Raw genomic sequence first — 25,534 nt, 5'->3', positions numbered from 1 at the left:
CTTTCCTTGGGGCGGGAGCCGGGCGGTCCGGCGATGGCGCGCATCTTCCGTCGCCAATCCGCGGGGGAGCAGCCCCTGCCGTGCAACGGATCGTCGTGGCGGGCGCGACAATCGCGCCCTGATCACGACCGGAGCCGAAGCAACGCGTCAGCCGCGCGGCGGGGCCAGCAGCTCGCGGACGTCGAGCCGGCCGTCGCCGTTCGTGTCCTGGCGGACGAACTGCCGCCGCAGGCGCGCGTCGTGGTCGCTGCGGGTGACGGCCCGGGCATTCGCCGGCAGCTCCGCGCCTTCGAGCACGCCGTTGCGGTCCACGTCGCGGGCCTCGAACCCCCGTGCGAGGTAAGCGAGGTACTCCGGCTCGTCGACATCGCCGCTGCCATCCGCATCGAAGCGCCGCAGCAGTTCGCGCGGGCCGTCGGCGAACCGGTCCGGGGCGTCCGCCGACGCCGGCGCGGCGGCGCAGGCCGCGAGCCATGCGCAGGCCAGCAGCGCCCTCACGGCGCGGCGCCCATGCTGTCGTGTGCGGCCACCACCGCGGCGGCCACGCGGTTCCGCCCCGCTGCTTTCGCCCGGAACTGCGCCTGGTCGGCACTCGCCAGCAGGTCGCTCAGCCGGTAGCCGGCCGTGGCGGTCGAGACCACCCCGAAACTCGCAGTGATCGACAGGTGCGCGGTGCCGTCGAAACTGGGCACCTGCGTGGCGGCGATGGCGCTCCTGCAGCGTTCGGCGAAGCCCAGTCCCTCGTCGAGCCCGGCTCCCGCCAGGAGCACCGCGAATTCCTCGCCACCCAGTCGTCCGAAGTGGCGTCCCGGGCCCGCGACGCGGGCCAGCGTTGCCCCGATGGCGGCCAACACGCGGTCGCCCGACAGGTGGCCGTGGCGCGAGTTCACCTGCGAGAAGTGGTCGAGGTCGAGCATCACCAGCGCCATCGGCTGCGCCCGCCGCGCCGCCGCCAAGAGGTCGGCGGCGGCCCGCTGCGTGAAGTGCTGCCGCGACCACAGCGTCGTGAGCGGGTCGACCTGAAGCCGTTCGAGATGCCGTCGCCGCAGCCGCCGCGAATGCCACGCCCAGGCGAGCAGTGCGCAGAACGCCGCGCCGAGCGGCACGAGGAGCAGCCGGACGACATCGGCCGTCCGTTCGCTGTGGCGCGCATCGAGGGCCAGCCCGGCATTGCGCTCCTCGACGAGGGCCAGCGCCTGCTGCCGCAACAGGGCTTCCTGCCGGCCGGTTTCGTAGGCGACGAAGATCCGACGCATCTCGTCCTCGTAGGCACGCTCCGCGATGAGCACGGCCTGCAGCTCGCGCAAGGCGGCCCGGTGGTCGCCGCGGGCGATCGCGATCGCGTAGCGCGTGCGACGCGCGGAGAGCAGCGGCAGGCCGCTCGGCAGACCGGCGCTCAGCGCCAGGGTGGCTTCCGTCTGGGCCTGGGCCTCGTCGAGCCGGCCGATCCTCTGCAGGGCCTCCGCGAACTGCGCATGCGCGGCGGCAAGCAGCGGCGCGTGACCGGTCGCGACCAGTGCCGGCATCTGCGCCTGCAGGTGGGCGGCCGCGCGCCCCGCGTCGCCCCGCGCCGTCCACCATCGCGCCCGGAGCACATGGGCGTGCAGGGCGGGCAGGGTCGTTGCGGCGGCGGCGCATAGCCGCTCGACGCCATCGAAGTCGGCGTCGGCGAGCGCCGCCGGCTCCTTGGCGAGGCGTGCATCGATGGTCTGCACCGTCGCGCTGCAGCGCTCCTCTGGGTTGGCATTGCCGGCGAGAACGCGCTCGGCATGGCGCATGGCGATGTCGGATTGCGACAACTGGTTGTAGAAGGCCGCGGCCACCAGATCGACGTGGCGGCGAACCGCATCGTCGGGCCGCGCTTCCGTCACCCCGAGCAGGGACTCCAGCCTTTTCTGACCCTCGAGGACGTCGCGTGTCGCGCCCTTCACGGCGATGCCGAGGGCGGCGGCGAGCATACGCACGTCTTCGCCGTGCGCTTCGCTTGCCAGCCGGTCGGCTTGCTGCAGGGCCTCGCTGAAACGGGATTCGAGCATCAGGCCGTGGGCGCCGAGCAGGCCGAGCTGGTCGCGGCGCTGCGGGTCGTCCGCTGGAGGCATGCGCTCGACGGCCCGCAGTGCCGCGAGGAACGCGCGCGGATCCTCGTGGCGAAGGGCTTCCAACGCCTGCACGTGCTCTGCGCTCGGTGCCGCCAGCACCGTCGACGCGGCGACGGCGGCCCACAGCAGGGCGGCGAGGCGTCCCGCGCCCGTGCTCACGACGGGGGGGGGCCAAACGCCGGGGCGGACATGCTCCGGTTGCGCCCGGCGGCCTTGGCGAGGCGCAGCGCCGATTCCGCGGCGGCGATCCATTGCGTGCTCGTCAGCATGCCGGCATCGATCTGTGCGTAACCGATGCTGACGGTCGGATGTCCGCCCGAGGCGTCCTTCAACAGGCGGCCTGCGAAGGCGTGGCGCAGCCGTTCCGCGAGTTCGCCCACGCCGCTGCCGCTCGCGTCCGCGAGCACCACGCCGAAACGATCGTCGCCGAGCCGGCCGCACGTGTCCGTGTCGCGCAGCGTCTTGCGCAGGACGGCGGCGATCGCCTGCAGGGCGGCGTCGCCGGCGGCTCGGCCGTGCACGTCGTTGAGCAGGCGGAAACGGTCGACATCCACCACCATGAAGCTGGCCCGATGGCCGCTGCGCCGGAAACGGCGGAACTCGTGCTCGGCGGCCTCCTGCAATGCGCGCGCATTGGCGACCCCGGTGAGCGGGTCGAGCCGCACCAGGGAGGACAGCGCCCGGTGATGGGCGCCCAGCTGTTGTGACAGCCGCCAGGCGGAGAGCGCGATCGCCGACGGGTACAGCAGCAGGGCCGGCGCCGTGGCGGCGATGGCCGGCCACGAGCTCTCCGGCGAGAACGCGAAGCCGCCGAGCGCCGTGGTCACCGCGGCCGAGGCGAGGAAGACGAGGCCGCAGCGCAGGGCCAGCCGCGCTCCGCCGAACGCGAACTTGTCCATCAGGACGATCGACGCCAGCGCCAGCGAGGGCACGGCGTTGAACTGCATCAGGGCCACCCACAGCCCCGCCATCAGGGCGTCGACGTGCAGGTTGCGGCGCTCCATCGCCAGCGGCCGCGCGTGCGCGAGCGCCATCCGCCGCGCCACCCATGGCCACACCAGCACGTTCGCCGCCGCCAACGCCCACATGATGGCCGGGGCTTGCCGCTCGTGCAGGACCACGGCCACCGGTAGCAGGACCAACCAAAGGCCCAACACACGCATGCGCGCCGCGTTCTGCACGATCCGTCGCTGGGCGTCGTCGGGGCTGGTGTCCATGGGGGTTCCGGGGCCGAGCGCGCAGCGTAAGGCCGCACCAGGGGCGTCGCAATGCGAGCGACGCCCGGGAGCCTACACTCCGCCGGACGTTCACACGCCTTCCGCCGATGCCCGAGCTGCCCGAAGTCGAAACCACCCGCCGAGGCCTCGCCCCGCATCTCGAGGGCCGCCGGGTGACCGGCGTGATCCTGCGCCGCCCGGACCTCCGCTGGCCGATCCCCGAGGCCGTGCGCGAGCGGCTGCCGGGCCAGCGCATCGAGGCCGTGGAGCGCCGCGCCAAGTACCTGCTGACCCGCACGGCGGCGGGCAGTGCCCTCTGGCACCTCGGCATGAGCGGGGTGATGCGCGTGCTGCCGGCCTCGACGCCGCCGGGGCCGCACGACCACGTCGACGTCGGCCTCGACGACGGCCGGGTGCTGCGCTTCACCGACCCGCGCCGTTTCGGCTGCCTGCTGTGGCAGCCGCCCGGCGAGGTGCATGAGCTGCTGGCCGGCCTCGGCCCCGAGCCGCTGTCCGACGCGTTCAGCGGCGGCACGCTGTTCGCCGCCTCGCGCGGCAAGAAGGCTTCGGTGAAGACCTTCGTGATGGACCAGGTCGTGGTCGTCGGCGTCGGCAACATCTACGCCGCCGAAGCCCTGTTCGACGCCGGCATCCGCCCGACCACGCCGGCCGGTCGCGTCACCCGCGAGCGCTACGACCGCCTCGCGGCGGCGGTGAAGCGCATCCTCGGCTACGCGATCGAGCGCGGCGGCACCACGCTGCGCGATTTCCTGAACCCCGATGGGCTGCCGGGCTATTTCGAGCAGGAGCTGTTCGTCTACGGCCGCGAGGGCGAGGCCTGCAAGGTCTGCGGCACGACCCTCAAGGGCGAGCGGCTCGGGCAGCGCGCCACCGTGTGGTGCCCGCGCTGCCAGCGTTGACGGGCTGATCCCGCCGACGGCTACTTCGGTGCGTCGAACAAGGCCGCCATCGCCGCGAGATGGGCACGGCCGCGCTGCTTCTTGGATTCGGCCTCGGCCTCCGGGTCGGCGCCGTCGCGCTGCAGGTCGCCTTGCGGCAGCTCGTCGAGGAAGCGGCTCGGCTGCAGCTTGATGGTGTCGCCCCAGCGCTTGGTCTCCAGCGAATGCGAGAGCACGAGGTGTTCCTTGGCGCGGGTGATGCCGACGTAGAGCAGGCGGCGCTCCTCGTCGATGCGCCCCTCTTCCATGCTGGCCTCGTGCGGCAGGGTGCCGTCCTCGAGGCCGACCAGGAACACCGCGCGGAACTCCAGGCCCTTGCTGGCGTGCAGGCTCATCAGTCGCACGGCGTTGCCGGGCTCGCCGCGGTCGGCGTGGCTCAGCAGCATCATCTGCGCCGCGAGGTCGCCCACGCTCGACTTCGGCCCGTCGAACCAGTCGGCGAGCTCATCGAGGTTCGCCTTGCGGCGCTCGTAGCCGGCCTTGTCCTTGCTCATCGCGCGGAAGGCCTCGAGCATCCCGCTGCGCTCGGCCAGCGCCAGCACGAGGTCCTTCGCCGGCATGCGCTCCGCGTCGTCGCGGAGGCGATCGATGATCCCGGTGAACTCGCCCAGCGCGGCCGCGATGCGCGGCTGCAGCTGCTTGAGGATCGACATCTGCCGCGCCGCGCCGTCGAGCGACAGGTGGTGCTGCTGCGCCAGCTCCGCGAGCTTGGCCAGCGAGGTGCCGCCGATCCCACGCGCCGGCGAGGCGACGGATCGCAGGAAGGCCGCGTCGTCGTCGGCATTGGCCACGAGGCGCAGCCACGCCAGCGCGTCCTTCACCTCGGCGCGCTCGAGGAAGGCCGTGCCGCCGGTGAGGTGGTAGGGGATGCGCAGCAGCTGCAGCGACTTCTCCAGCGCCCGGCTCTGGTGGTTGCCGCGGAACAGCACGGCGAACTCGCCGAACGGGATTTCCTTGGCCTTGTTGAGGTAGTCGATCTCGGCGGCGACGCGGTCGGCCTCGTGCTCGTTGTTCTCGCAGCGCCAGACCTTGATCTTGTCGCCCTCGCGCTGGTCGCTCCACAGCGTCTTCAGGTGCTCGTGCGGGTTGTGGGCGATCAGCGTGTTCGCCAGCCGCAGGATGCGCGCGCCGCAGCGGTAGTTCTGCTCGAGCTTGATGATCTTCAGCGCCGGATAGTCGCTGGCGAGCAGGTTCAGGTTCTCCGGCTGCGCGCCGCGCCAGGCGTAGATGCTCTGGTCGTCGTCGCCCACGCAGGTGAAGCTGCCCTTCGGCCCGGCCAGCTGCTTGAGCAGCCGGTACTGCGCGCCATTGGTGTCCTGGCATTCGTCGACCAGCAGGTAGCGCAGGCGCTCGCGCCAGCCGGCGGCGAAGTCGGGGTCGGCCTCCAGCATCTGCACCGGAAGGCGGATCAGGTCGTCGAAATCCACCGCGTTGAAAGCCGCGAGGCGCTGCTGGTATTTCGCATACAAATTCGCGGCTTCGCGCTCGACGGCCGACTTGGCGATTTCCATGGCCTGCTCGGGCGTCATCGCCTCGTTCTTGGCGCGCGACACCAGGCCGCGCAGGCGCTCCAGCACGTCGTTCTTCGTGCCTGGCGGCATCAGGTCCTTGACGATGCCCATCTGGTCGTCGCTGTCGAACACCGAGAAGCCGCGCTTCAGCCCCGCGCGGCCGGCCTCCTGCTGCAGGAAGCGCAGGCCGAGCGCGTGGAAGGTGCTGATCGTGAGGCCTTCCGCCGCGTCGCCCTTCACCCGCTTGGCCACGCGCTCCTTCATCTCCTTCGCCGACTTGTTGGTGAAGGTGATGGCCGCGATGTGCCGCGCCTCGCGCTGGCCGGTCGCGATGAGGTGGGCGATCTTCTCGGTGATGACGCGGGTCTTGCCGGAGCCGGCGCCGGCGAGCACGAGCAGCGGGCCCTGCGTGTACAGCACGGCTTCGCGCTGCGGGGCGTTGAGGGACATGGGGGTCTTGCGGCGGAACGACGGCCCGCATTGTCGCAGCCGGGGCCGGGCGCCGCCACGGCCCGGTAGAATGGGCGCATGGCCAAGCTCTACTTCTACTACTCGGCGATGAATGCCGGGAAGACCACCACGCTGCTGCAAAGCGCGCACAACTACCACGAGCGCGGGATGCGCACGCTGATCCTCACGCCGCGCCTCGACACCCGCGCCGGCGAGGGCGTGGTGGCCTCGCGCATCGGCCTGCAGGCCAAAGGCACGGTGTTCACCCGCGACGACGACCTCGAGCGCATCGCCCGCGAGGACGTGGCGGCGCGCGGTCCGCTGGGCTGCGTGCTGGTCGACGAGGCGCAGTTCCTGTCGAAAGCGCAGGTGTGGCAGCTCACCGAGATCGTCGACGCGCTGAACGTGCCCGTGCTCGCCTACGGGCTGCGCACGGATTTCCGCGGCGAGCTGTTCGAGGGCAGCCAGTACCTGCTCGCCTGGGCCGACAACCTCGTCGAGATCAAGACCATCTGCCACACCGGCCGCAAGGCGACGATGGTGGTCCGCGTCGACGGGCACGGCCATGCGGTTACCGACGGTCCGCAAGTGGAGATCGGCGGCAACGACCGCTACGTCTCCGTTTCGCGGGGCGAATTCAAGAAGATCATGGCGGGCGAGGGCCACATCGACCCGATGCAGGCGCCGCTGCCGCTGGGCTGAGAAGCCGTCCACCCCGCCACGGGCCCGCGACGCCGTCGCCGCTAGACTGCCGGCCTTCGTTCATTCCGAATCCGCCACCACCCCGCCATGACCCGACTTCGCCTCGCCGCCCTCGTCCTCGCCCTGTCCGCGGCGCTTTCCGGCTGCCAGACCGTGGCCGAGGCGCCCGGGCCGCAGTCCGCCGCTTCCACGGCCTCCGCGCCGACGGTGCCGGCGCACGACAACCTGAACGCCACGGCATGGGTGCAATCGTCCGTCGAGGCGCGCATGGCGCACCGGCAGGCTTGGCGCAGCGCCGAGCGCCTGCTCGATGCCGCCCTTGCCGACCCCTCCTGGGACGCGTTGGCGCCCGGCGACCGGATCGCGCCGCTCGACGGCCTGCCGCCGGCGATCATCGTCGACGTCGACGAGACGGTGCTCGACAACAGTCCCTACCAGGTGCGCCTGATCCGTGGCGGCGGCGTTTTCGAGGACGGCACCTGGAACGCCTGGGTCGATGAAGCCCGCGCCACCGCCGTCGCGGGGGCGCCGGAGTTCGCCCAGGCCGCGGCGAAGCGCGGCATCACGATGATCTACCTGACCAACCGAGAACACGCGAAGTCGGCCGTGACGCGCCGCAACCTCGAGGCCGTGGGCTTCCCGCCGGTGGCGGATTCGCAGTTCCTCGGCCTCGGCGTCGAGACGCCGGGCTGCATCTCCAAGGGCAGCGACAAGGGCTGCCGCCGCCAGTTCGTCGCGCAGCGCTACCGCGTGCTGATGCAGTTCGGCGACCAGCTCGGGGATTTCGTCTCCGTCACCGACAATGCTCCTGACGCCCGTGCCGCGCAGCTGCAGGGTTTCGACGCCTGGGTGGGGCAGCGCTGGTTCATGCTGGCCAACCCGAGCTACGGGAGCTGGGAGCCGGCGCTCTACGGCAACGACCGCAGCCTGTCGCCCGAGGGCCAGCGCGCGGCGAAGCGGGCAGCGCTGCGCGACTGAGGTGCGGGCCGGGCGCCGAACCAAGGCTTAAGGGGGGATCTGCTACCCTCCGCCGTCCTTCGAGTAGCGCTGGATCCCTCCCTTGCTGACGCCCTGGACCCGTTCGTTGTCGGCCCGTATCGGCCTGTTGCTGGCCCTGCTGGCCCTGGCCGCGTGCCGTCGCGACCCAGAGCCCGTGCCCGGTGCGCCGGATGAGCCCGTGGCGGCCGTGGCAGCCCTCGCGCAGGCCCTGCGCGAGGACGACCTGAGGCGTTACGCCGAGCTCAGCCTGCCGCCGGCCATGCACGCCCAGCAGAAGGCGCTGTGGCGCCAGCAGCTGGCGGCCGAGAACGCGGTCGACGAGGAACAGGCGGCGCGCTACGCCGAACTGATGGCCCAGCTCACGGCCCCCGATGCCGAGACCGCGCTGTGGGCCAAGGCCGAGCCGAAGCTCGCCGCACTCGAGCAGGAGCTCGGCCCGAAGTGGACGCTCGGCGTCACCATGCTGTCCGGCTTCGCGACCACCGCGATCGGTGCCAGCGAGACGATGAGCGAGGCGGAGAAGAGCCACGCCACCGGCGTCGTCACCGCGCTGGCCGAATGGGCCGGCGACCAGGCCCAGTTCACCGACCGCGAGCGCGCGAAGCAGGCCTTGGGGGTCGCCGTGCGCACCGCCCGCGAACTCGACCTGCCGGACGTCGCCGCGATCGAAGCCCTCGACTACGACCCCATGCTCGAGAAGGCTGGCGTCGCGTTCCGGGGGTTCAAGCAGGTCGCGGCCGCCTACGGCATCGACGCCGATGCGGCCCTGTCGCAAGTGTCGGCCGAGGTGATCGCCATCGACGGCCCGCGCGCCGTCGTTCGCGTGCGCTATCCCCTGCTGGGCAACGAAGTGAGCTTCGAGCAGCCGATGCGCCTGGTGGACGGCGGCTGGTACCGCGAGGACGCCATCGAGGCGCTCGAGCGCTCGGTCGCCGAACTCGCCGCGACGCCGGCCGCCGAGACCCCGGCCGCCGAGACCCCGGCCGCCGCCCCGGCGAACTGACCCGCGAACGGCAACCCGCATGGCCACCGATTCGCCCGTGACCGGTTACGTCCGCCCGCCCTGGTGGGCGCGCCTGCTCGAGTGGTTGCTGAACCCGTGGATCGAGATCACCCGCGATCCCGACGTGCCGCCGATCACGCTCGACCGCCCGGTCTGCTACGTGCTCGAGCACTACGGCGTCAGCAACATGCTGATCCTCGACCGCGCCTGCCGGGAAGCCGGCCTGCCGTCGCCGCTGGCGCCGTTGCCCGGCGACCCGCTGGGCCGCGGCCGGGCGTACGTGGCCCTGTCGCGCCGCCGCAACGGCAGCATCGGTCGCCCGGCCAACAAAACCCACTCCGACGCCCTGGCGCGCCTGCTGATGGCGCACCGGCTGAACCCGAAGCAGGACGTGCAGCTGGTCCCGGTGTCGATCCTCGTCGGCCGCGCGCCCGACCGGCAGAGCGGCTGGTTCTCGGTGCTGTTCTCCGAGAACTGGGCCCTGGTGGGCCGATTCCGCAGGCTGCTGGCGATCCTGCTCAACGGCCGAGGCACCGTCGTGCGTTTCTCGCCGGGCTTCCCGGTGCGCGAGATCCTCACCGAGGACCTCCCGCACGAGCGCGCCGTGCGCAAGACCGCGCGGGTGCTGCGGGGCCATTTCCGCCGCGTCCGCGAGGCCATCATCGGCCCCGACCTGTCGACGCGCCGCCTGCTGGTCGACCGCGTCGTCGATGCCGAGCCGGTGCGCAAGGCGATCGCCGACACCGCACGGCGCGAGAACACCAGCACGGCCGAGGCCTGGAAGAAGGCCTACAAGTACGCGTGGGAGATCGCGGCCGACTACTCGCATCCGGCGGTGCGCTCGGCCAGCTTCGGCCTCACCGCGTTCTGGAACCGCATCTACGACGGCGTGCAGGTCCACCACCTCGACAGCCTTAAAGCCGTGGCGCCCGGGCGCGAGGTGATCTACGTGCCGAGCCACCGCAGCCACATGGACTACCTCTTGCTGAGCTACCTGCTCTACAAGAACGGCATCGTCCCGCCGCACATCGTGGCCGGCATCAACCTCAACATGCCGGTGATCGGCCCGATCCTCCGTCGCGGTGGCGCGTTCTTCATCCGTCGCAGCATCAAGGGCAACGCGCTCTACACGGCCGTGCTGGGCGAGTACGTCGCCCAGCTCGTCGGCGAAGGGTTCTCGATCGAGTATTTCATCGAAGGCGGGCGCTCGCGCACCGGCCGCCTGCTGCAGCCCAAGGGCGGCATGATCGCGATGACCCTGCGCGCCTTCTTGCGCGCGCCGCGCCGCCCGGTGGTCTTCCAGCCGGTCTACATCGGCTACGAGAAGCTGATCGAGGGCGACAGCTACCTCGACGAGCTCACCGGCCGGCCGAAGCAGAAGGAAAGCATCGGTGCGCTCGTCGTCGCGGCGATGGGCACGCTGCGCCGCCGCTACGGCCAGGTGGCAGTGAGTTTCGGCGAGCCCATCCACCTCGGCGAGGTGCTCGCCGAGCGTGCGGAGGGCTGGTCGGGCGAGGCGCTGGGCCCCGACGCGAGGCCCGAGTGGTTCGGCGACGTCGTCGACGAGCTGGCCCAGCGCATCCACGTCAACATCAACCGCGCCGCCGACGTGAACCCCATCAACCTGCTCGGCGTCGCCCTGTTGGCCACGCCGAAGCACGCGATGGACGAAGCGGACCTTCTCGCGCAGCTGGCGCTTTCGAAGAAGCTGCTCGCCGCGCTGCCCTACAGCGACCGCGTCACCGTCACGCCGATGTCGCCCGAGCAGATCGTCGCGTACGGAGAGGCCATGGGCGTGATCCGCCGCGTCAAGCATCCGCTGGGCGACGTGTTCTCGATGGAGGGCGATACGGCGGTGTTGCAGAGCTATTTCCGCAACAACGTCCTGCACCTGTTCGCGGCACCGGCCTGGATCGCGCTCTGCTTCCAGAACAACCGCCGCATCAGCCGCGCGGGCGTGCTGCGGCTCGGCAAGACCATCTACCCCTTCATCAAGGCCGAGCTCTTCCTGCCCTGGAACGACGCCGAGTTCGCCGAGCGCCTCGACGCGACGATCAACCTGTTCGTCGCCGAAGGCCTGCTCTCGGTGGCCAACGACGACGGCGGCTTCCTCACCCGTGGCCCGGGTCAGACCGACGAGGTGTTCCGCCTGCGCGCGATCGCGCATTCCCTGCAGCAGGCCTTCGAGCGCTATTTCATCGCGATCGCCACGCTTGTGCGCCGCGGCCCGCGCAGCATCAGCGCCAGCGAACTCGAGAGTTTCTGCCAGCTCGCGGCGCAGCGCCTGTCGTTGCTGTATGCACCGGCCGCGCCCGAGTTCTTCGACAAGAGCCTGTTCCGCGGCTTCATCGCCCAGCTGCGCGAACTCAACCTCGTGTGGCTGTGCCCGGACGGCAAGCTCGACTTCGACGACGCGCTGATCGCGTGGGACAAGGACGCCAAGATCGTGTTGGGCCGCGAACTGCGCCAGACCATCACCCACATCACCGGCGACACCGGCGCGGGCGTGGGGCGCACGACCGGCGAGCGGCCGGCGTTCAAGGGCTGATCAGTCGCCGCGTTCTTCCACGCGACGGACGATGTACACCGGACGCCGCTTCGCTTCGCCGTAGAGCCGCCCGAGGTACTCGCCGAGGAGCCCCGTGCACACCAGCTGCAAGCCGCCGAGGAAGAGCACGGCGGTCAGGATCGACGCGAAGCCGGGCACGTCGCGGCCGTAGAACAGCGTCGATGCCACGATCCATGCGGCGTAGGCGAGGGCGCTACCGCCGATCAGCAGGCCCGCGAACAGTGCCAGTCGCAGCGGGGCGACGGTGAAGCTGGTGATGGCATCGACGGCCAAGGCCAGCAGGCGTGGTGTGCTGAACCGGCTGTCGCCTTCGGTGCGCGGCGGTGGATCGAACTCGATGTGCGATTTTCGGAAGCCGACCCAGGCATAGAGCCCTTTCGTGAAGCGCTGGGTTTCGCGCAGCTCCGCCAGCGCGGCGGCCACGCGCCGGTCCAGCAGCCGGAAGTCGCCTTCGCCATCGGGGATGGCCACGCGGCTGGTCGCATTGAGCAGCCGGTAGAACACGGTGGTGAAGGCGCGCCTGGCGGTCGACGCGGCGCGTGCCCGCGATGCTCTCGCCACGACCGTGTCGGCCCCGTCGCGCCATCGCGCCACCATCTCGGGAAGCAGTTCGGGCGGGTGCTGGAGGTCTCCGTCCATCAGCACGACGGCCGACGCGTCCCGATCGAGCGCGACATCGATCCCGGCGAGCAGGGCGGCTTCCTTGCCGAAGTTGCGGGACAGTTCCACCAGCGCCACCCGCGAAGGCAGGCGCGTGCAGGCGGATTGGAGGCGGACATACGTCGCGTCGCGGCTGCCGTCGTCGACGAATACCGCGAGCACGTCGGCGCCCAGCGACGGCAGCGCTGCCGCGAGACGGTCGACCAGCGCGTCGACGCTTGCGACCTCGTTGTGCAGCGGGATCACGATCGCGACGGTGGATGGCTGCTCTGCTGGGCGCATCGGCCTCAGTCCTCCGGGGTGGTGGCCGCGCCGGGCGGGCGGAGCGTGAAGATTTCGATCTGCTCCGGCCGGCGCCCGCGCAGCTCGAGGGTCCACGTGGTGTTGCCCGCCGCCAGGCGGGACGGCGCTGCGAACACCGCGCCGCTGTTGGTCGCGACGAGCGGAAGCACGACATTGCCGTCGACGCGCGCCGCGACGACGGTGCCGCCGTCGAAGATGAAGAGCGGGGCGTAGACCGCCAGCAGTTCGCCGGGGTGTGTGACCACGACGTGCCGGACGTCCCGGGGCTCGGCAGGATCGAAGTCGCGGTGGGGGTGCTGGAGCGTCGGGGGCGGCGGCAGGACCGGCGGCCCGGCGGACAGCACGCGCGCGGGCGCGATCGAGACCGCCGTGGTCCAATCCGCGGTGGGCCAGCCCATGGTCTTGAGGGCCGCAGGACTCATGATCGCGCGCTGCACGGTCGAGCCGGTCGGCGGAGCGTCGACCAGGGCGATCCGCGGCGCCGGCGTGCAGTCCCACCGCCAGGGGATGCCCTGGTAGAAATCGAGGAAGGCGGCGAGTTCGCCACGCAGCACGAGGGTGTGCGCCTCACAGGTCTGGCGTGCCAGTGCCTCGGTGGCCCAGGCGGGCATCGTGGCCACCGGCGCCGCGCCGGCGGGTCCGCGGACCACGTCGAGCATCCCTGCGAGCGGTAGGACGATCCGCCCGGCTTGCCCTTGGGCGACGACGATCGCCGACCCGAGGAGCGACAGCGTGAGCGCGGCCGTCACCGCGATCGACGCGCGCCATCCGCCGTCCCGCGCGGTGCCGTCACCCTGAACCAGGAGGGCGAGGGCAAGCACGACAAAGGGCCACGCGGCGAGCGCGAGGTAGTAGGTCGAGGTCGGGCGCAGCAAGCTCACCCACTGCGCGGCCAACAGTGCGAGTCCCACCGCGGCCGCAACGCGCGAGAGCCGCCCGGCGTCACGGGCAAGCCCGACCAGTCCGAGGGCGGCGCAGCCGCCGATGGTCGCAAACAGGACGCCCGCCGGCGCACCGAGTGCGAGCGGCGTCGCGAGGTCAACGACGACCCGCGCGCTCTGCCAGGTCAGCCCTTCGAGGACGCCGAACGCCGCCCATGGCCGCGTCGCGGCTTCCGGCGTCGCCGCGAACGCCGACAGGCGGGCGGCGGCGGGGAAGCCCTCGACCCATTCGGCCCACAGCATCGGCAGCATCGGGGCGATCGAGAGCAGCGCGCCCAACGCGATCCAGCCGCCTTCGGAACGCATCTGGCGGAGGCGTCGAAAGCCCACCAAGGCCATGGGCGCGAGCAGGAACAGGGCCGCAGGATGCGCTTGCACCGCCAGTCCCAGCCAGAGTCCGGCCATCGCCCATCCACGTCCGGTGCCACCGCGCCACAGCCGCAACAGCGGCAGCAGCGTGGCATAGACGAAGAGCTCGAGCAGGAGCGTCTGCGTGAATTGGAGTTGGTGGATCAGCGTCCAGCCAGGCAGTAGGGCGAACGCACCCGCCAACAGGCCGAGGCGCGGGCCGTCGATCGCGGTCCCGAGCCGCCATGCCGCCACCACCTTCAGCGTGGCGAGCGCTCCAGCCCAGACCGTGGCCGCCAACAGGCCGCCGCCCAGCGCGAGCGGTAGCGCGAGCACGTAAAACCACAATGGCCCCACGTGGACCATGCTGTTGATCACCGGGCCGCGTAGCGGCCACGCTTCACCGCGGGCGATGTCGCCGGCCGCCAGCAGGTCGCGGATGAAGTCGTGGCTGGCGAAGGTCCATGCGAAGCTGATCGCCTGCGCGACGGCGACCACGGCCAACGTGGCCGTCATCCAGCGAAGGACCCGCGTGGCCGTCGCTTGTCCAGCCGCCCCCGCCTCAGGCATCGAGATCGGGGATCAGCTGGTTCTCGATCCAGGCGATCTGGTCCTTCACGGCCAGCTTCCGCTTCTTCATGCGCTTGAGCCGCAGTTCGTCGATGTCCGGCCCGGCGGCCAGCGCCGCGATGGCGGCGTCGAGGTCGCGGTGCTCGCTCTTGAGCTCCACGAGGCGGTGCGCGAGTTGGCCGGGGTCGTAGGGATGCATGCCGCCGCCGAGCCTACACCCGGCCGTCGGCCGCCGGGCAGGGGGGAGCCCCTCAGGCGCTAGAATGGCGCCCCACGTCGCGACACCCCGCTGCCCCATGGCCCTCGCCGAGACGCGCTCCGCCCCGCCTGCGGCCGATGCGCCCCATTCCATTCCACACGAGTTCAACAAGCTGCAGAAGCGCCTGCGCCGCCAGGTCGGGCAGGCCATCGCCGACTTCGGGATGATCGAGGAGGGCGACCGCATCATGGTCTGCCTGTCCGGCGGCAAGGACAGCTACACGATGCTCGACATCCTGCGCCAGCTACAGGCCAAGGCGCCGGTGCGCTTCGAGCTGGTGGCGGTGAACCTGGACCAGAAGCAGCCGGGCTTCCCCGAGCACGTGCTGCCGGAGTACCTCGCCGGCATCGGACAGCCCTTCCACATCCTCGAGCAGGACACCTACTCGGTGGTGAAGCGCGTCGTGCCCGAGGGCAAGACGATGTGCTCGTTGTGCTCGCGCCTGCGCCGCGGCGCGCTCTACACCTACGCCGAGCAGAACGGCTTCACCAAGATCGCGCTGGGCCACCATCGCGACGACCTGCTGGCGACGTTCTTCCTCAACCTGTTCTTCCACGCCAAGCTCAGCGGCATGCCGCCCAAGCTTCAGAGCGACGACGGCAAGCACACGGTGATCCGCCCGCTGGCCTACGTGAAGGAAGCCGACATCGCGGCGTATGCGGAGGCGAAGGCCTTCCCGATCATCCCCTGCACGCTGTGCGGCTCGCAGGAGAACCTGCAGCGCAAGGTCGTGAAGCGGATGCTGGACCAGTGGGAGAAGGAGTTCCCGGGCCGCCTCGAGACCATCAGCCGCGCGCTCGGCGACGTGCGCCCGTCGCAGCTTTCCGACCGGTCCCTGTTCGACTTCATGGCGCTGGGCCGTCGCGGCGATGCGCCGCTGCCCGACCTGCACGCGTGGATGGCGGGCACGCCGGCCGCCGTCGCAGGCGATGCGACCGACGACGCCGACGATGACGCCGCCGCGCCTCGCCCGGAACCCGATGCCTTGGCCGCGATCCGCGCCAAGACCTTCGACCCCATCTGGAATCCTTGATGTTCTTCCGCAATCTCACGTTCTTCCGCTATCCCTCCTCGATCAACGCCGCCCTCGAAACGCTGGAGGACCGCCTCGCCGAACATCCCCTCAAGCCGGTGGGCCCGCTGGAGCTCGGCAGCCGCGGCTTCGTGCCGCCGATGGGGGGCGAGGGAACGGCGATGACGCACCGCCTCGGTGACTTCACCTGGGTGAGCCTGGGCCGCGAGGATCGCCTGCTACCCGGCGCGGTGGTGAACGACGCGCTCGCCAAGAAGCTCGCCGAGATCGAGGCGAAGGAAGGCCGCAAGCTCGGCGGCAAGGCGCGCAAGCAGCTGAAGGACGACCTGATCCACGAGATGCTGCCCAAGGCCTTCATCAAGGGCTCGCGCACCTCGGCGAGCGTCGACGCGAAGCACGGCATCATCGCGGTGGATGCCTCGTCGAAGAAGTCGGCGGAGAACGTCGTCTCCGAGCTGCGCCACGCGATGGGCAGCTTCCCCGCCGTGCCGGTCAATGCCGAAGTCTCGGTGCGCGCGGTGATGACCGGCTGGCTCACCGGCGAGCCGCTGCCCGAAGGCTTGGCGCTCGGCGACGAGTGCGAGCTGAAGGACCCGGTCGATGGCGGCGCGGTGGTGAAGGCGCAGCGCCAGGAGCTCACCGCCGACGAGATCACCAAGCACCTCGAGACCGGCAAGCAGGTCACCAAGCTCGCCCTGGTGCTCGACGACCACGTGAGCTTCGTGCTCGGCGAAGACTTGATCGTCCGCAAGCTGAAGTTCCTCGACGGCGCCGTCGACCAGCTCGAGAACACCGAGCGCGATTCGCTCGCCGCCGAGCTCGACGCGCGCTACGCCCTGTTCAGCGCCGAGCTTCACACCCTGTTTGGCGTGCTCGAGAAGGCGCTGAAGCTCAGCCGCGTCGACTGATTCGCGGCCTGTCCCGTATCCGAATCCCCCGCCATGAAGGCGGGTTCCCAGGCTGTCGCCCTCGCGACGGCCATTCCACCAAGGAGCGTCACCATGAACCGCGCCACCCTTCCCGCCCTGCTGGGCCTCGCCATCCTCGCCGCCCCGGCCACCCAGGCCGCCGATACGGCGCTTTCCTACACCTACGTCGAAGCGCACTACAACAACCTCGACATCGACGTCGTCGATGACCTCGACCTCAGTGGCAACGGTGGCGGTGTCAACGGCAGCCTCGCCTTCGGCGGGAGCGACTTCTACGGATTCGCCGGCTACGAGACCGTGAGCGGCGATCTCGCGGACGTCGATTTCGACCTGGCCCGCGTGACCGGCGGCGTCGGCTATGCGCTGCCGATCGACGAGCGCCTGCATGCCCTCGGCGAGGTCGCCTACGTCGACTACCGCGGCGAGGCCTCGCGCGGCGGCGAGAGCGACGATGCGAACGTCGACGGCTACCGGGTGAGTGTCGGCCTGCGCGGCTTGATGGCCGACAACATCGAGGGCTACGCCAAGGTCGGCTACACGCTGGTCGAGGACGCCGACTACACCCTCTTCGAGGGTGCGGTGGCCGATCTCGGTGTCCGTTGGCACATCGATCGCGCATGGTCCGCGGGTTTGTCGACCGAGCTCGGCGACGGCATCAACAGCTTCAAGCTCGGCCTCCGCCTGCAGTGGTGATCCGCGACCGGGGGCGGATGCCGTCGAGGTGACCGCGCCCCGGTGTGCGCATGGCGCCCCGCTCCGGCGGGGCGTTGCCTTTTTCCGCCTGCGCCGTCCGTCCCCGTCCTCACGCCGGAGCGGGCTAGACTGCGAGGATGATTCCACGGCGCCAGCGACCTTGCCCGACGGTTGACCCCGTGCCGAACGAGACCGCCCATCGCGTCGACGCGCCTGCACCGGGCGAGTGCCGGGGGCGCGCGAAGGGCCCGGGTGCATGAGCCCGGACCTGCGTTCCTTGTTCGGCCTCGAGCTCGTGCGCGAAGCCGCCCGCGAGAGCTTGCGCACCGATGTTCTGCTCCCGGACGGATCGTCGGTGCCGCTGCATCGCGTTCGCGATCGGCGCGCGCGCCGGCTGCGGCTCACCGTCAGCGAGCGCGGCGTGCGGTTGTCGGTGCCGTGGCGCGTGTCCGAGCGCGTCGCCCACGCCTTCGTGCAGGACCACGCCGGATGGATCGCCGCGCAGTGGCAACGATTCCGCGGCGCGCGCGCGCCCGTCGCTTGGTGCTTCGATGCCGTGGGTGAGCTGCCGTTGCTTGGCGAGTCGCTGCCGGTGGCATGGGTCGAGGCCCGGAGCGCGCGACTCGAGCGTGTCGACCCTGCCGGACCGCCCGATGCGACGGGTGCGCCGAAGGGTTCCCACCTCCGTTTCCATGCCCCGCGCGCAGCGGCGCCATCGGCCTTGCGCCGCGCCTTGCTCGAGTTCTACTCGGTGCAGGCGCGTGCGGCGATCCATCGCTGGTTGCCAGCCTACCTTCCCGGGCTGCCGCGGCCGCCGCGCGAGTTCCGCGTGCGCGCGCTGTCCTCGCTCTGGGGCAGCCTCGCGCCGGATGGCACCGTGTCGCTGGACCTGTCGCTGGTGCTGGGCCCGCCTTCGGCCTTCGAGTACGTGCTGGTGCACGAGCTCTGCCATCTCATCCACGCCAACCACTCCGCGGCGTTCTGGCGCGAAGTCGAACAGCGTTGCCCGGGATGGCGCGAGGTGCGCGCCTTCCTGCGCAGTGACGGCGGGTTGGGGATGAAAGCGCACCTCCGGGCCTTGACGAAGGCTTGAGCCGCGGCTGAATCGCCCCCATGCCGGGGGTGGCGTGGCCGCGCGTCCCGCGCGACCCTTGTCGCTCCCCCGTCCCGCCCCCGGAAGACTTCCCATGGCCCGTGCCCCGATGCTTTCCCTCACCGCCCTGCGCGTGCTTGCCGTCACCGCGCTGTCGTTCTCCATGGTGACCGCCTGCGGCAGGGCCGGGGAGACGGCCGAAGACGCCGCGACCGAAGCCGTGACCGAGGCGGCCGTCGAGGCGATCACCGACGCCGAGCTCGATATCGAGGACGGTGGCCAGACCGTGTCGGGCGTGGACGAGCAAGGACGCGCGTTTTCCGCCTCGCAGGGCGAGGCCGCGAAGATCCCCGCCGACTTTCCGTCCGATGTGCTGGTCCCCGAGGGCCTCGTGCTGGACACGTCGATGGTGGTCGGGACCAACGCCTTCATCGGTGGGACGCTGCCCGGCGAGCTCGCGACCCTGGCCGCCGACATCGAGGCGCGGATGAAGGGCGCGGGCTGGAGCCCGGTGGTGGCGATGACGTCGCCGGAGTCCAGCACGCTGCTCTGGGAGCGCGACGGCCGCAGCGTCAGCTACACGATCGAAGCGCGACCGGAAGGCGCCTTGGGCGTGACGATCAGCTACGGCTTCGACGAATCGGCCGCACCGGGCGAATCGGCCTCCTGATCACCGAGGAAGTCGCGAAGCAGCGCGCCGATCTCCGGCGCGCGCTCCATGTGGACGTGGTGGCCGCCCTCCAGCACGTGGAGGGTCGCATCGCGAAGGCAGGCCACGCGCTCGGCGCGCAGCGTCGGCGGGAAGTAGGGCGGCGAGGGCTCCGCCGCCACCAGCAGGGTGGGCGCCTCGATGGCCCGCAGGATGGCGCGGATCGCCGCTTCCGGCAGGCGCGTCGACGAGGGCAGGCGCAGGCGCGGGTCGGAGCGCCATGCCCACCCGCCCGGCACCGCCTGCAGGTTGCGCTCCACGACCAGGCGCGCATCGGCCTCGCGCATCGGCGTGGCCTGCAAACGGGCGGCAACGGCCGTGGCGAGGTCCTTGATCACGCGCGGCGCATCGTCGCGTCGGGCGTCCAGCGCACGACGTGCGGCCACGGCTTCGCGCAGGCGGGCCGCGGCGCTCTCGGCCGCGCCGCCGAGCGGGCCCAGCCCTTCCACCAGCGCGAGCTTCGCCACGCGCTCCGGCGCCGCGGCGGCCAGCGTGCTGGCCAGCGTGGCGCCCATCGAGTGCCCGAGCAGGTGGGCGCGGGCCCAGCCGAGCGCATCGAGCGCGTCGAGCACGTCGTGCAGCCAGTCGACGTAGACGTAGTCGTAGCCGTTGGCCCGATGCGCGGAGGCGCCGTGCCCGGGGAGGTCCAGCGCGACGAGGTCGAAACCCTCGAGCGACGCGGCCAGCGGGACGAAGCTCGCGGCGTTGTCGAGCCAGCCGTGCAGGGCGAGCAGCTTTGGGCCCTCGGGGTCGCCGAAGCGCAGGGCGGCCAGTTCGCCACGACCGCCCGGCAGGCGGAGCTCACGCATCGGACCATCCCGCGAGGTGGCGGCGCAGCAGCGCGGCCAGCGCGTCGACATGCGCCGGCGCGTCGTTCAGCGCGGGGACGTAGCGCAGTGCGGTGCCGCCCGCTTCGACATAGGCGTGGGCATTCTCGACCGCGATTTCCTCGAGCGTCTCGAGGCAGTCGACGGCGAAGCCCGGGCAGACGACGTCGATGGTGCCGGCCTTGTCGCGGCCCCACTGCTCGAGGGTCTTGTCGGTGTAGGGCTGCAGCCACGGCTCTCGGCCGAAGCGCGACTGGAAGGTGAGCGCCCACTCGCTCTCCGCGAGGCCGAGCGCGGCGGCGATGGCCTCGGCGCTGGCGCGGCACTGCGCGGCGTAGGGGTCGCCGCCGGCGACGAAGCGCTGCGGGATGCCGTGGAAACTCATCAGCAGGCGGTCGCCGCGGCCGTTGGCCGCCCAATGCGCGCGAATGCTGTCCGCCACTGCGGCGACCCAGCCGGCGTCGCGGTGGTAGTCCTGGATCAGGCGAAGCTCCGGCTGGCGGCGCCAGCGCAGCACTTCGCGCATCACCGCGTCGTGCGAACTGGCCGAGGTGCTGGCGGCGTACTGCGGGTACAGCGGCAGCACCACGAAGCGGCGGCAGCCATCGGCCTCCATCGCGCGCATGACGTCGGGAACCGACGGGTTGCCGTAGCGCATCGCGAGCCGGACGTCCACGCCGGGCAGTGCCTTGGCCACGCCCGCCGTGAGGCGCTGGGACAGGGCCAGCAGCGGCGAGCCCTCCGGCGTCCAGATGCCGGCGTAGTTCTTCGCCACCTTCGGTGAGCGCAGCGGCAGGATGATGAAGTGCAGCACCGGGCACCACAGCCAGCGGGACAGGTCGACGACGCGGTGGTCGTGGAGGAACTCGGCCAGGTAGCGGCGCACCGCGGCCGGCGTGGGCGCGTCCGGCGTTCCGAGGTTGACCAGCAGGACGCCGGTGCGGCCCGCGTCGTCGTTCGGCGTGGCGGGCGGCGCGGGGCGGAAGGCCGTGTGCATGGGGGTCGGCGTCGGTGGTGGGGGACCATTATGATCGGCCCGCGCGTCACGGCCGGGTTCATGCCCCGCTCAAGCGCGGTTTCCCACACTCGATCGTCCCCAACTCCCGAGGAGCGCCCCATGCGCCTGGTGCTGACCGCCCTGCTGGCCCTGATGCTGCCCTTTGCCGCGAAGGCGCAGGAAAGGGAGATCCAACGCGCCGACAACGCCGTGCGCGTGCTCTCCGAGATCCTCGCCATCCCTGAGGAATCCATCCCCGAGCGCCTGCTGCGCGAGGCCGAGGCCATCGCGGTCATGCCCGATGTGGTCAAGGCCGGCCTCGTCTTCGGCGGCCGCGGCGGCAAGGGGCTGATGGCCGTGCGTGGCAGCGACGGCACCTGGTCGAACCCGACCTTCATCACCCTCGGTGGCGGCAGCTTCGGCTTCCAGGCCGGTGTGCAGTCGGCCGACGTGGTGCTGGTGTTCCGCAACCGCCGCGGCGTCGACAATATCGTCAACGGCAAGTTCACCCTCGGCGCCGACGCCTCGGTGGCCGCCGGCCCGGTGGGCCGCAGCGCCCAGGCCAGCACCGACGGCCAGCTGAAGGCCGAGATCTACAGCTACTCCCGCGCCCGTGGCCTGTTCGCCGGCATCGCCCTGGACGGCGCGGTGATCGCCATCGACAACCGCGCCAACCGCCGCGTCTACGGCCGCGATGTCACGGCGCGCATGATCCTCGAGAACCGCGTCCGCCCGCAGGTCGATGCCGTCGTCGGTTTCCGCGACAAGCTCGAGGAAGCCAGCGCGCAGGCCGCGCGCTGAGGCGAGGCGGCGGTCGTCGGGCCGCCTGCCGGACGGGCTATCCTTGGCCCCTGACTTCGGAGCACGTCCATGCTGGGATTCCGCGAACTCGTCATCATCCTCCTGATCGTGCTGGTGGTTTTCGGCACGAAGCGGCTGATCAGCGCCGGCGGCGACCTCGGCAAGGCCATCCAGAGCTTCAAGAAGGGCATGCGCGACGCGCAGGACGAGCCCGCCAAGCTGGACCCGCCGGCCCCGCAGGCCGGTCCCGAGCACCGCGCCGAGCGCCAGGACAACGAGCGTCCCGGCGCCTGACGCCGGCCCCGCTGAGCCCGCGCCATGTTCGAACTCGGCTGGGTGGAAATCGGCCTCATCGGCGTGATCGCCCTGGTGGTGCTCGGCCCCGAGCGCCTGCCGAAGGCCGCGCGCTTCGCCGGCCTGTGGGTGCGCAAGGCGCGCGCGCAGTGGTTCGCCGTCAAGAGCGAGATGGAGCGTGAGCTGGCGGCCGAGGAGATGAAGGCGGCCCTCCAGGCCGAGCGCGCCGCCATCCGTGACGCGGTGAAGCAGCTGGATGACGAGGCGCGCGAACTGCAGTCCAGCGTCCGCGCCGCTACCGGCGACGACGCCCCGCCCGCCGCGGACCCGCCGCCGGGCATCGCGGTCGACCCCAAGCCGCCCGGCCCATGAGCGACGACGGCGACACGGGCCTCGGCCTGATGGGGCATCTGCTCGAGCTGCGCCTGCGCACGATGCGCGCGCTGTTGGCGCTGGGCGTCGCCTTCCTCGGCCTGCTCCCCTTCGCCAACGACCTCTATGCGCGCCTCGCCGCGCCCCTGCTCGCGCACCTGCCCGACAGCGGCCAGCTCATCGCGGTGGACGTGGCCTCGCCGTTCTTCGCGCCGATGAAGCTGACCCTGTTCGTCGCGCTGCTGGTGGCGGTGCCGTACATGCTCTACCAGGCGTGGGCCTTCGTCGCGCCCGGCCTGTACCGCAACGAGAAGCGGCTCGCGCTGCCGCTGCTCGTGGCCGCGGTGCTGCTGTTCTACGTCGGCATCACTTTCGCCTACTTCGTGCTGTTGCCGGCCATGTTCGCCTTCCTCACGGCGACGGTGCCCGAAGGCGTGACGATGATGCCGGACATCAACGCGTACCTGAGCTTCGTGCTGGTGATGGGCCTTGCCGCGGGCCTCGCCTTCGAGATGCCGATCGCGGTGCTCGTCGCGCTGATGCTGGGCTGGGTCACGCCGGCGCAGCTCTCCGAGTGGCGCGGCTACGTGATCGTCGCCATCGCCATCCTCGCCGCGCTGCTGACCCCGCCCGACGGGCTGTCGATGGTGCTGCTGATGGTCCCGATGTGGCTGTTGTACGAAGCCGGCCTGCTGGTGGGGCGCCTGCTGGTGCGCGCCAAGCCCGCCGAGGCGGCATGAGCGCGGCGGCCTTCAAGGCGCGCTACGCCGCCTACACCCTCGATCTCGCCCTGCTGTCGCCGTTCGTCGTCGCGGCCGCGTGGCGGCCGCTGCGGGCGGCGCGATCGGCGTGGCAAGGCATGGAGGGCGACATGCTGGCCGCCCTCGACCGCGCGTTCGGCGCCGGGCACGTCGCCCTGCTCGACCTCGCCGCCGCCCTTCGGTCGGATGCCGTCCTCATGGCCGCGATGACGCAGGGCACCGAGGTCGTGGTCGCGTCGCTCATGAGCGCGGGCCTGTGGGGCTGGTCGATCGTGGCCGCGTACTTCGTCGGTTTCGAGGCTTCGCCCTGGCGCGGCACGCCGGGCAAGTGCGCGCTCCAACTGCGTGTGCTGGCGATTAGCGGTGCGCCGGTGGGGCTGCCGCGCGCGGTGCTCCGCTTCGTCGCCGCCGGCCCGAGCTGGCTGCTGATGCACCTTGGCCATGCGCTGGCGATGGTCCGCGACGACGGCCGTGCCGGGCACGACCTTGTCGCTGGAACGCGGGTGGACGGCGGCGGCGATCTGCCCGCATGGGCCACCACCTGGCTGGGCTTGCAGGCCGCCGCGGTGGCCCTGCTGTTGGCTTGGGTCGCCTGGACGGTGATCCAGGCCGTGATGCTGCTCGGCCTCTGAGCTCAGCCTCGAGGCCGGGGCCGCGGATCAGGCCTCGAAGCCGGCGATCTCGGGACGTTCGATGCCGGCCGCATCCGATCCGTCGTCGCATGTCGCGCGCCAGCCATTCAGCGTGAAGCCGTAGCCGATAGCCGAGACGACCACGGTGGCGGCAAGGACCATCGCCATCCCGATCACTCCGCCGACCAGCGGGCCGAGCAGGGAGGCGAGGGCGATGATCGCCATCATCACCAGGCCGACAAGGCCGGCCACGAGCATCCCCGGCAGCGCCAACAGGGCCGCGAACACCAGAAGCGGGAGCGCGTTGACGACGACCGCGCGCAAGCCGCCGAGGATCGCCGCCAGCGGAGCGGTGCCGCGCATCGCCACCGAGACGAGCGCCCAACCGAGCGCGAGTGCGAGCAGCGACCACAGCGGCAGGAAGGCGAGCAGAACGAGGAGCACGCCGCCCATTCCGTCCGGTGGCGTCGGCAGGGCATCGGGCGGGATGGGCGTGCCGGCGTCCTGCGCCCTGGCCTGCAGGGCCATGATCTGCTCGAGCCAGGCTTGCAGCGCCTGCAGCGTTTCGACGCCGGCGATCGCCGCCATCGTCGTCATCATGGTGAACAGGAGGGCCAGCATCAGCACGTAGCCGAGCACGGTGACGAGCACGAGCGCGCCCCAGCTGCCGTCTCGGAAGCCGTCGCCGAGCTGCGCCACGGCCACGGGTCGACCCTGTTCCGCCGCGTCGAGCAGCCGGTAGATGCCCGCCACCAGCACCGGCGAGATCGCCAGCGACACGACGAGGCCGACGGCCTGGAACAGCAGCTGGACGGCGATGCCCGGCGGTGAGCCGGCCATCGTCATCAGCTGCAGCGGCAGCGACGGCAGGAAGCCGACGATCACCGTGAAGAGGATGGCGGAGACGATCACGGCGGGCTGGTGGCGACCGACGTCGACGGCGTCGATCAACCAGCGGAAGGGGGCGGCCAGGCCGGCCCAGCGGGGCGTCATGGGAGGGATTCCGGGGAAAGGGGAGGTCAGGGGAAGGGCTCAGCCGCGGTGCTGCGCGAGGGCGTGGCGCACGAATCGCCGCAGCACATCACGCGCGGCCGGGGCGGGGCGGACGGACTCTAGCATCCGCACGTGGCAGTGGCCTTCGCGCTTCAATGCGTCGCGGCGGGCGTCGATGTAGCCACGCATGTGCACGACGCCGAACTCCGGGTGGAACTGCAGGCCCCAGACCCGTTCGCCGAGGCGGAACGCTTGGCAGCCGTCGAGCGCTGAACGGGCCAAGACGACCGCGCCCGGTGGTGGCGCGAGGACCGTCTGCAGGTGGGTCGTCTGCGCCGGGAACTCGCGCGGCACGTGCCTGAAGATCGGATCGTGCGCGGCCTCTGCGTGCAATCGGACCGGCACCGTGCCCATCTCGCGGCCGTGCGGGTTCCAGGCCACTTCGCCGCCGAAGGCATGGGCGATCAACTGGTGGCCGTAGCAGATGCCGAGCATGGGCAGGCCGCCGTCAGCCGCACGCCGCAGCCAGTCGGCCGTGGCCTCCGACCAGGGTTCGCGGTCGGTGACCATGGCGCCGGAGCCGGTGACGATCGCGCCGGCATAACCGCGCGGGTCCGGCGGGGTGTGGCCATCGAGCACCGGCACCACGTGCATGTCACGTCGCGACAGACCTGCCGCCGTGCGGATCACGTGGGGAAACGCGCCGTGCCGCCGCATGCTGGGCACGGGCCGGCCGGTTTCGAGGATCAGGAAGGGGGCGCGGGGGCTCAAGCGGCGATGCGGCGGGAAATCAGGCGGGATGGGCCTCGC

At 71.4% G+C, this 25,534-nt stretch carries 24 protein-coding genes and 2 pseudogenes; 15 read left to right on the top strand and 11 right to left on the bottom strand.

What is annotated here, in order from left to right:
• Positions 1–147 precede the first annotated feature (147 nt).
• Genes ACYVAK_RS04440 through ACYVAK_RS04430 form a run of 3 tightly spaced genes read right to left on the bottom strand, consistent with a single transcriptional unit; the run spans position 148 to position 3,316 of the window.
• Positions 148–498 carry an EF-hand domain-containing protein gene (locus ACYVAK_RS04440; protein WP_461058359.1) on the bottom strand — a complete coding sequence of 117 codons (351 nt, stop codon included), beginning with the start codon at positions 496–498 and terminating at the stop codon, positions 148–150.
• Positions 495–2,258, bottom strand: coding sequence for a GGDEF domain-containing protein (locus ACYVAK_RS04435; RefSeq protein WP_461058357.1), 1,764 nt, complete (start codon positions 2,256–2,258; stop codon positions 495–497). The genes ACYVAK_RS04440 and ACYVAK_RS04435 overlap by 4 nt, the downstream gene beginning before the upstream one ends.
• A complete protein-coding gene (locus ACYVAK_RS04430; RefSeq protein ID WP_461058355.1) occupies positions 2,255–3,316 on the bottom strand; it encodes a diguanylate cyclase in 1,062 nt (353 codons plus the stop codon). Before ACYVAK_RS04430 ends, ACYVAK_RS04435 begins: the two co-directional genes overlap by 4 nt.
• Positions 3,317–3,423: 107 nt before the next feature.
• Between ACYVAK_RS04430 and mutM the strand changes: the two genes are divergently transcribed.
• The gene (mutM, locus tag ACYVAK_RS04425; RefSeq protein ID WP_461058353.1) at positions 3,424–4,236 is read left to right on the top strand and encodes a bifunctional DNA-formamidopyrimidine glycosylase/DNA-(apurinic or apyrimidinic site) lyase; all 813 of its coding nucleotides are present in this window, start codon (positions 3,424–3,426) and stop codon (positions 4,234–4,236) included.
• A 20-nt stretch (positions 4,237–4,256) separates the two neighbouring features.
• Here the strand turns inward: mutM and ACYVAK_RS04420 are convergent, their stop codons facing one another.
• Positions 4,257–6,236, bottom strand: a complete 1,980-nt coding sequence (locus ACYVAK_RS04420) for a UvrD-helicase domain-containing protein (protein WP_461058351.1) — start codon at positions 6,234–6,236, stop codon at positions 4,257–4,259.
• Positions 6,237–6,314: 78 nt separating this feature from the next.
• On the opposite strand from ACYVAK_RS04420, the gene ACYVAK_RS04415 reads away from it, so the two are divergent.
• The 4 genes from ACYVAK_RS04415 to plsB all read left to right on the top strand — a co-directional run bounded on the left by ACYVAK_RS04415 (position 6,315) and on the right by plsB (position 11,488).
• Complete coding sequence (locus tag ACYVAK_RS04415; protein ID WP_461058349.1) at positions 6,315–6,938, top strand: thymidine kinase; 624 nt, start codon at positions 6,315–6,317, stop codon at positions 6,936–6,938.
• A gap of 87 nt (positions 6,939–7,025) precedes the next feature.
• Complete coding sequence (locus ACYVAK_RS04410; protein WP_461058347.1) at positions 7,026–7,916, top strand: 5'-nucleotidase, lipoprotein e(P4) family; 891 nt, start codon at positions 7,026–7,028, stop codon at positions 7,914–7,916.
• 82 nt (positions 7,917–7,998) lie between these two features.
• Entirely contained in the window at positions 7,999–8,940 is a 942-nt protein-coding gene (locus tag ACYVAK_RS04405; protein WP_461058345.1) for a hypothetical protein, read from the top strand.
• 19 nt (positions 8,941–8,959) lie between these two features.
• On the top strand, positions 8,960–11,488 hold the full coding sequence (plsB, locus tag ACYVAK_RS04400; RefSeq protein ID WP_461058343.1) for a glycerol-3-phosphate 1-O-acyltransferase PlsB: 2,529 nt from the start codon (positions 8,960–8,962) through the stop codon (positions 11,486–11,488).
• Here the strand turns inward: plsB and ACYVAK_RS04395 are convergent, their stop codons facing one another.
• The 3 genes from ACYVAK_RS04395 to ACYVAK_RS04385 are packed head-to-tail and all read right to left on the bottom strand — an operon-like array spanning position 11,489 to position 14,530.
• Positions 11,489–12,451, bottom strand: a complete 963-nt coding sequence (locus ACYVAK_RS04395) for a glycosyltransferase family 2 protein (RefSeq protein WP_461058341.1) — start codon at positions 12,449–12,451, stop codon at positions 11,489–11,491.
• Between the two features lie 5 nt (positions 12,452–12,456).
• Positions 12,457–14,277 carry a hypothetical protein gene (locus tag ACYVAK_RS04390; RefSeq protein ID WP_461058339.1) on the bottom strand — a complete coding sequence of 607 codons (1,821 nt, stop codon included), beginning with the start codon at positions 14,275–14,277 and terminating at the stop codon, positions 12,457–12,459.
• A gap of 46 nt (positions 14,278–14,323) precedes the next feature.
• Positions 14,324–14,530, bottom strand: coding sequence for a YdcH family protein (locus ACYVAK_RS04385; protein WP_461058337.1), 207 nt, complete (start codon positions 14,528–14,530; stop codon positions 14,324–14,326).
• Positions 14,531–14,594: 64 nt separating this feature from the next.
• Between ACYVAK_RS04385 and ttcA the strand changes: the two are divergent.
• The 5 genes and pseudogenes from ttcA to ACYVAK_RS04360 form a co-directional block, all read left to right on the top strand.
• A pseudogene (gene ttcA / locus ACYVAK_RS04380) lies at positions 14,595–15,515 on the top strand (tRNA 2-thiocytidine(32) synthetase TtcA); the annotation flags it as partial.
• Between the two features lie 107 nt (positions 15,516–15,622).
• Positions 15,623–16,531, top strand: a complete 909-nt coding sequence (locus ACYVAK_RS04375) for a recombination-associated protein RdgC (RefSeq protein ID WP_461058335.1) — start codon at positions 15,623–15,625, stop codon at positions 16,529–16,531.
• 93 nt (positions 16,532–16,624) lie between these two features.
• Positions 16,625–17,245 (top strand): outer membrane beta-barrel protein, encoded by a 621-nt coding sequence (locus ACYVAK_RS04370; protein WP_461058333.1) that lies wholly within the window; start codon positions 16,625–16,627, stop codon positions 17,243–17,245.
• Positions 17,246–17,501: 256 nt separating this feature from the next.
• A complete protein-coding gene (locus ACYVAK_RS04365) occupies positions 17,502–18,338 on the top strand; it encodes a M48 family metallopeptidase (RefSeq protein WP_461058331.1) in 837 nt (278 codons plus the stop codon).
• Between the two features lie 94 nt (positions 18,339–18,432).
• Positions 18,433–19,008, top strand: a complete 576-nt coding sequence (locus ACYVAK_RS04360; protein WP_461058329.1) for a hypothetical protein — start codon at positions 18,433–18,435, stop codon at positions 19,006–19,008.
• On the opposite strand, the gene ACYVAK_RS04355 is transcribed toward ACYVAK_RS04360, so the two are convergent.
• Together ACYVAK_RS04355 and hemH are read right to left on the bottom strand one after the other, a co-directional pair.
• On the bottom strand, positions 18,963–19,856 hold the full coding sequence (locus ACYVAK_RS04355) for an alpha/beta fold hydrolase (RefSeq protein WP_461058327.1): 894 nt from the start codon (positions 19,854–19,856) through the stop codon (positions 18,963–18,965). The genes ACYVAK_RS04360 and ACYVAK_RS04355 overlap by 46 nt on opposite strands.
• The gene (gene hemH / locus ACYVAK_RS04350) at positions 19,849–20,871 is read right to left on the bottom strand and encodes a ferrochelatase (RefSeq protein WP_461058325.1); all 1,023 of its coding nucleotides are present in this window, start codon (positions 20,869–20,871) and stop codon (positions 19,849–19,851) included. The genes ACYVAK_RS04355 and hemH overlap by 8 nt, the downstream gene beginning before the upstream one ends.
• Before the next feature lie 120 nt (positions 20,872–20,991).
• Here hemH and ACYVAK_RS04345 point away from each other — a divergent pair.
• The 5 genes and pseudogenes from ACYVAK_RS04345 to ACYVAK_RS04325 all read left to right on the top strand — a co-directional run.
• A pseudogene (locus ACYVAK_RS04345) lies at positions 20,992–21,663 on the top strand (lipid-binding SYLF domain-containing protein); the annotation flags it as partial.
• A gap of 78 nt (positions 21,664–21,741) precedes the next feature.
• On the top strand, positions 21,742–21,966 hold the full coding sequence (tatA, locus tag ACYVAK_RS04340) for a twin-arginine translocase TatA/TatE family subunit (protein WP_461058323.1): 225 nt from the start codon (positions 21,742–21,744) through the stop codon (positions 21,964–21,966).
• Between the two features lie 24 nt (positions 21,967–21,990).
• Positions 21,991–22,338: a Sec-independent protein translocase protein TatB gene (gene tatB / locus ACYVAK_RS04335; protein WP_461058321.1), complete on the top strand. Its 348-nt coding sequence runs from the start codon at positions 21,991–21,993 to the stop codon at positions 22,336–22,338.
• Positions 22,335–23,078, top strand: coding sequence for a twin-arginine translocase subunit TatC (gene tatC, locus ACYVAK_RS04330; protein ID WP_461058319.1), 744 nt, complete (start codon positions 22,335–22,337; stop codon positions 23,076–23,078). Before tatB ends, tatC begins: the two co-directional genes overlap by 4 nt.
• Positions 23,075–23,731, top strand: coding sequence for an RDD family protein (locus ACYVAK_RS04325; protein WP_461058317.1), 657 nt, complete (start codon positions 23,075–23,077; stop codon positions 23,729–23,731). The genes tatC and ACYVAK_RS04325 overlap by 4 nt, the downstream gene beginning before the upstream one ends.
• Positions 23,732–23,758: 27 nt before the next feature.
• Here the strand turns inward: ACYVAK_RS04325 and ACYVAK_RS04320 are convergent, their stop codons facing one another.
• Complete coding sequence (locus ACYVAK_RS04320; protein WP_461058315.1) at positions 23,759–24,724, bottom strand: hypothetical protein; 966 nt, start codon at positions 24,722–24,724, stop codon at positions 23,759–23,761.
• 39 nt (positions 24,725–24,763) lie between these two features.
• A complete protein-coding gene (locus ACYVAK_RS04315) occupies positions 24,764–25,495 on the bottom strand; it encodes a glutamine amidotransferase (RefSeq protein WP_461058313.1) in 732 nt (243 codons plus the stop codon).
• Between the last annotated feature and the right edge of the window lie 39 nt (positions 25,496–25,534).

The sequence above is a fragment of the Silanimonas algicola genome (assembly GCF_054777375.1).
The sequence above is the reverse complement of the archived record's forward strand: the minus strand, read 5'-3'. Positions and strand labels throughout refer to the sequence as shown.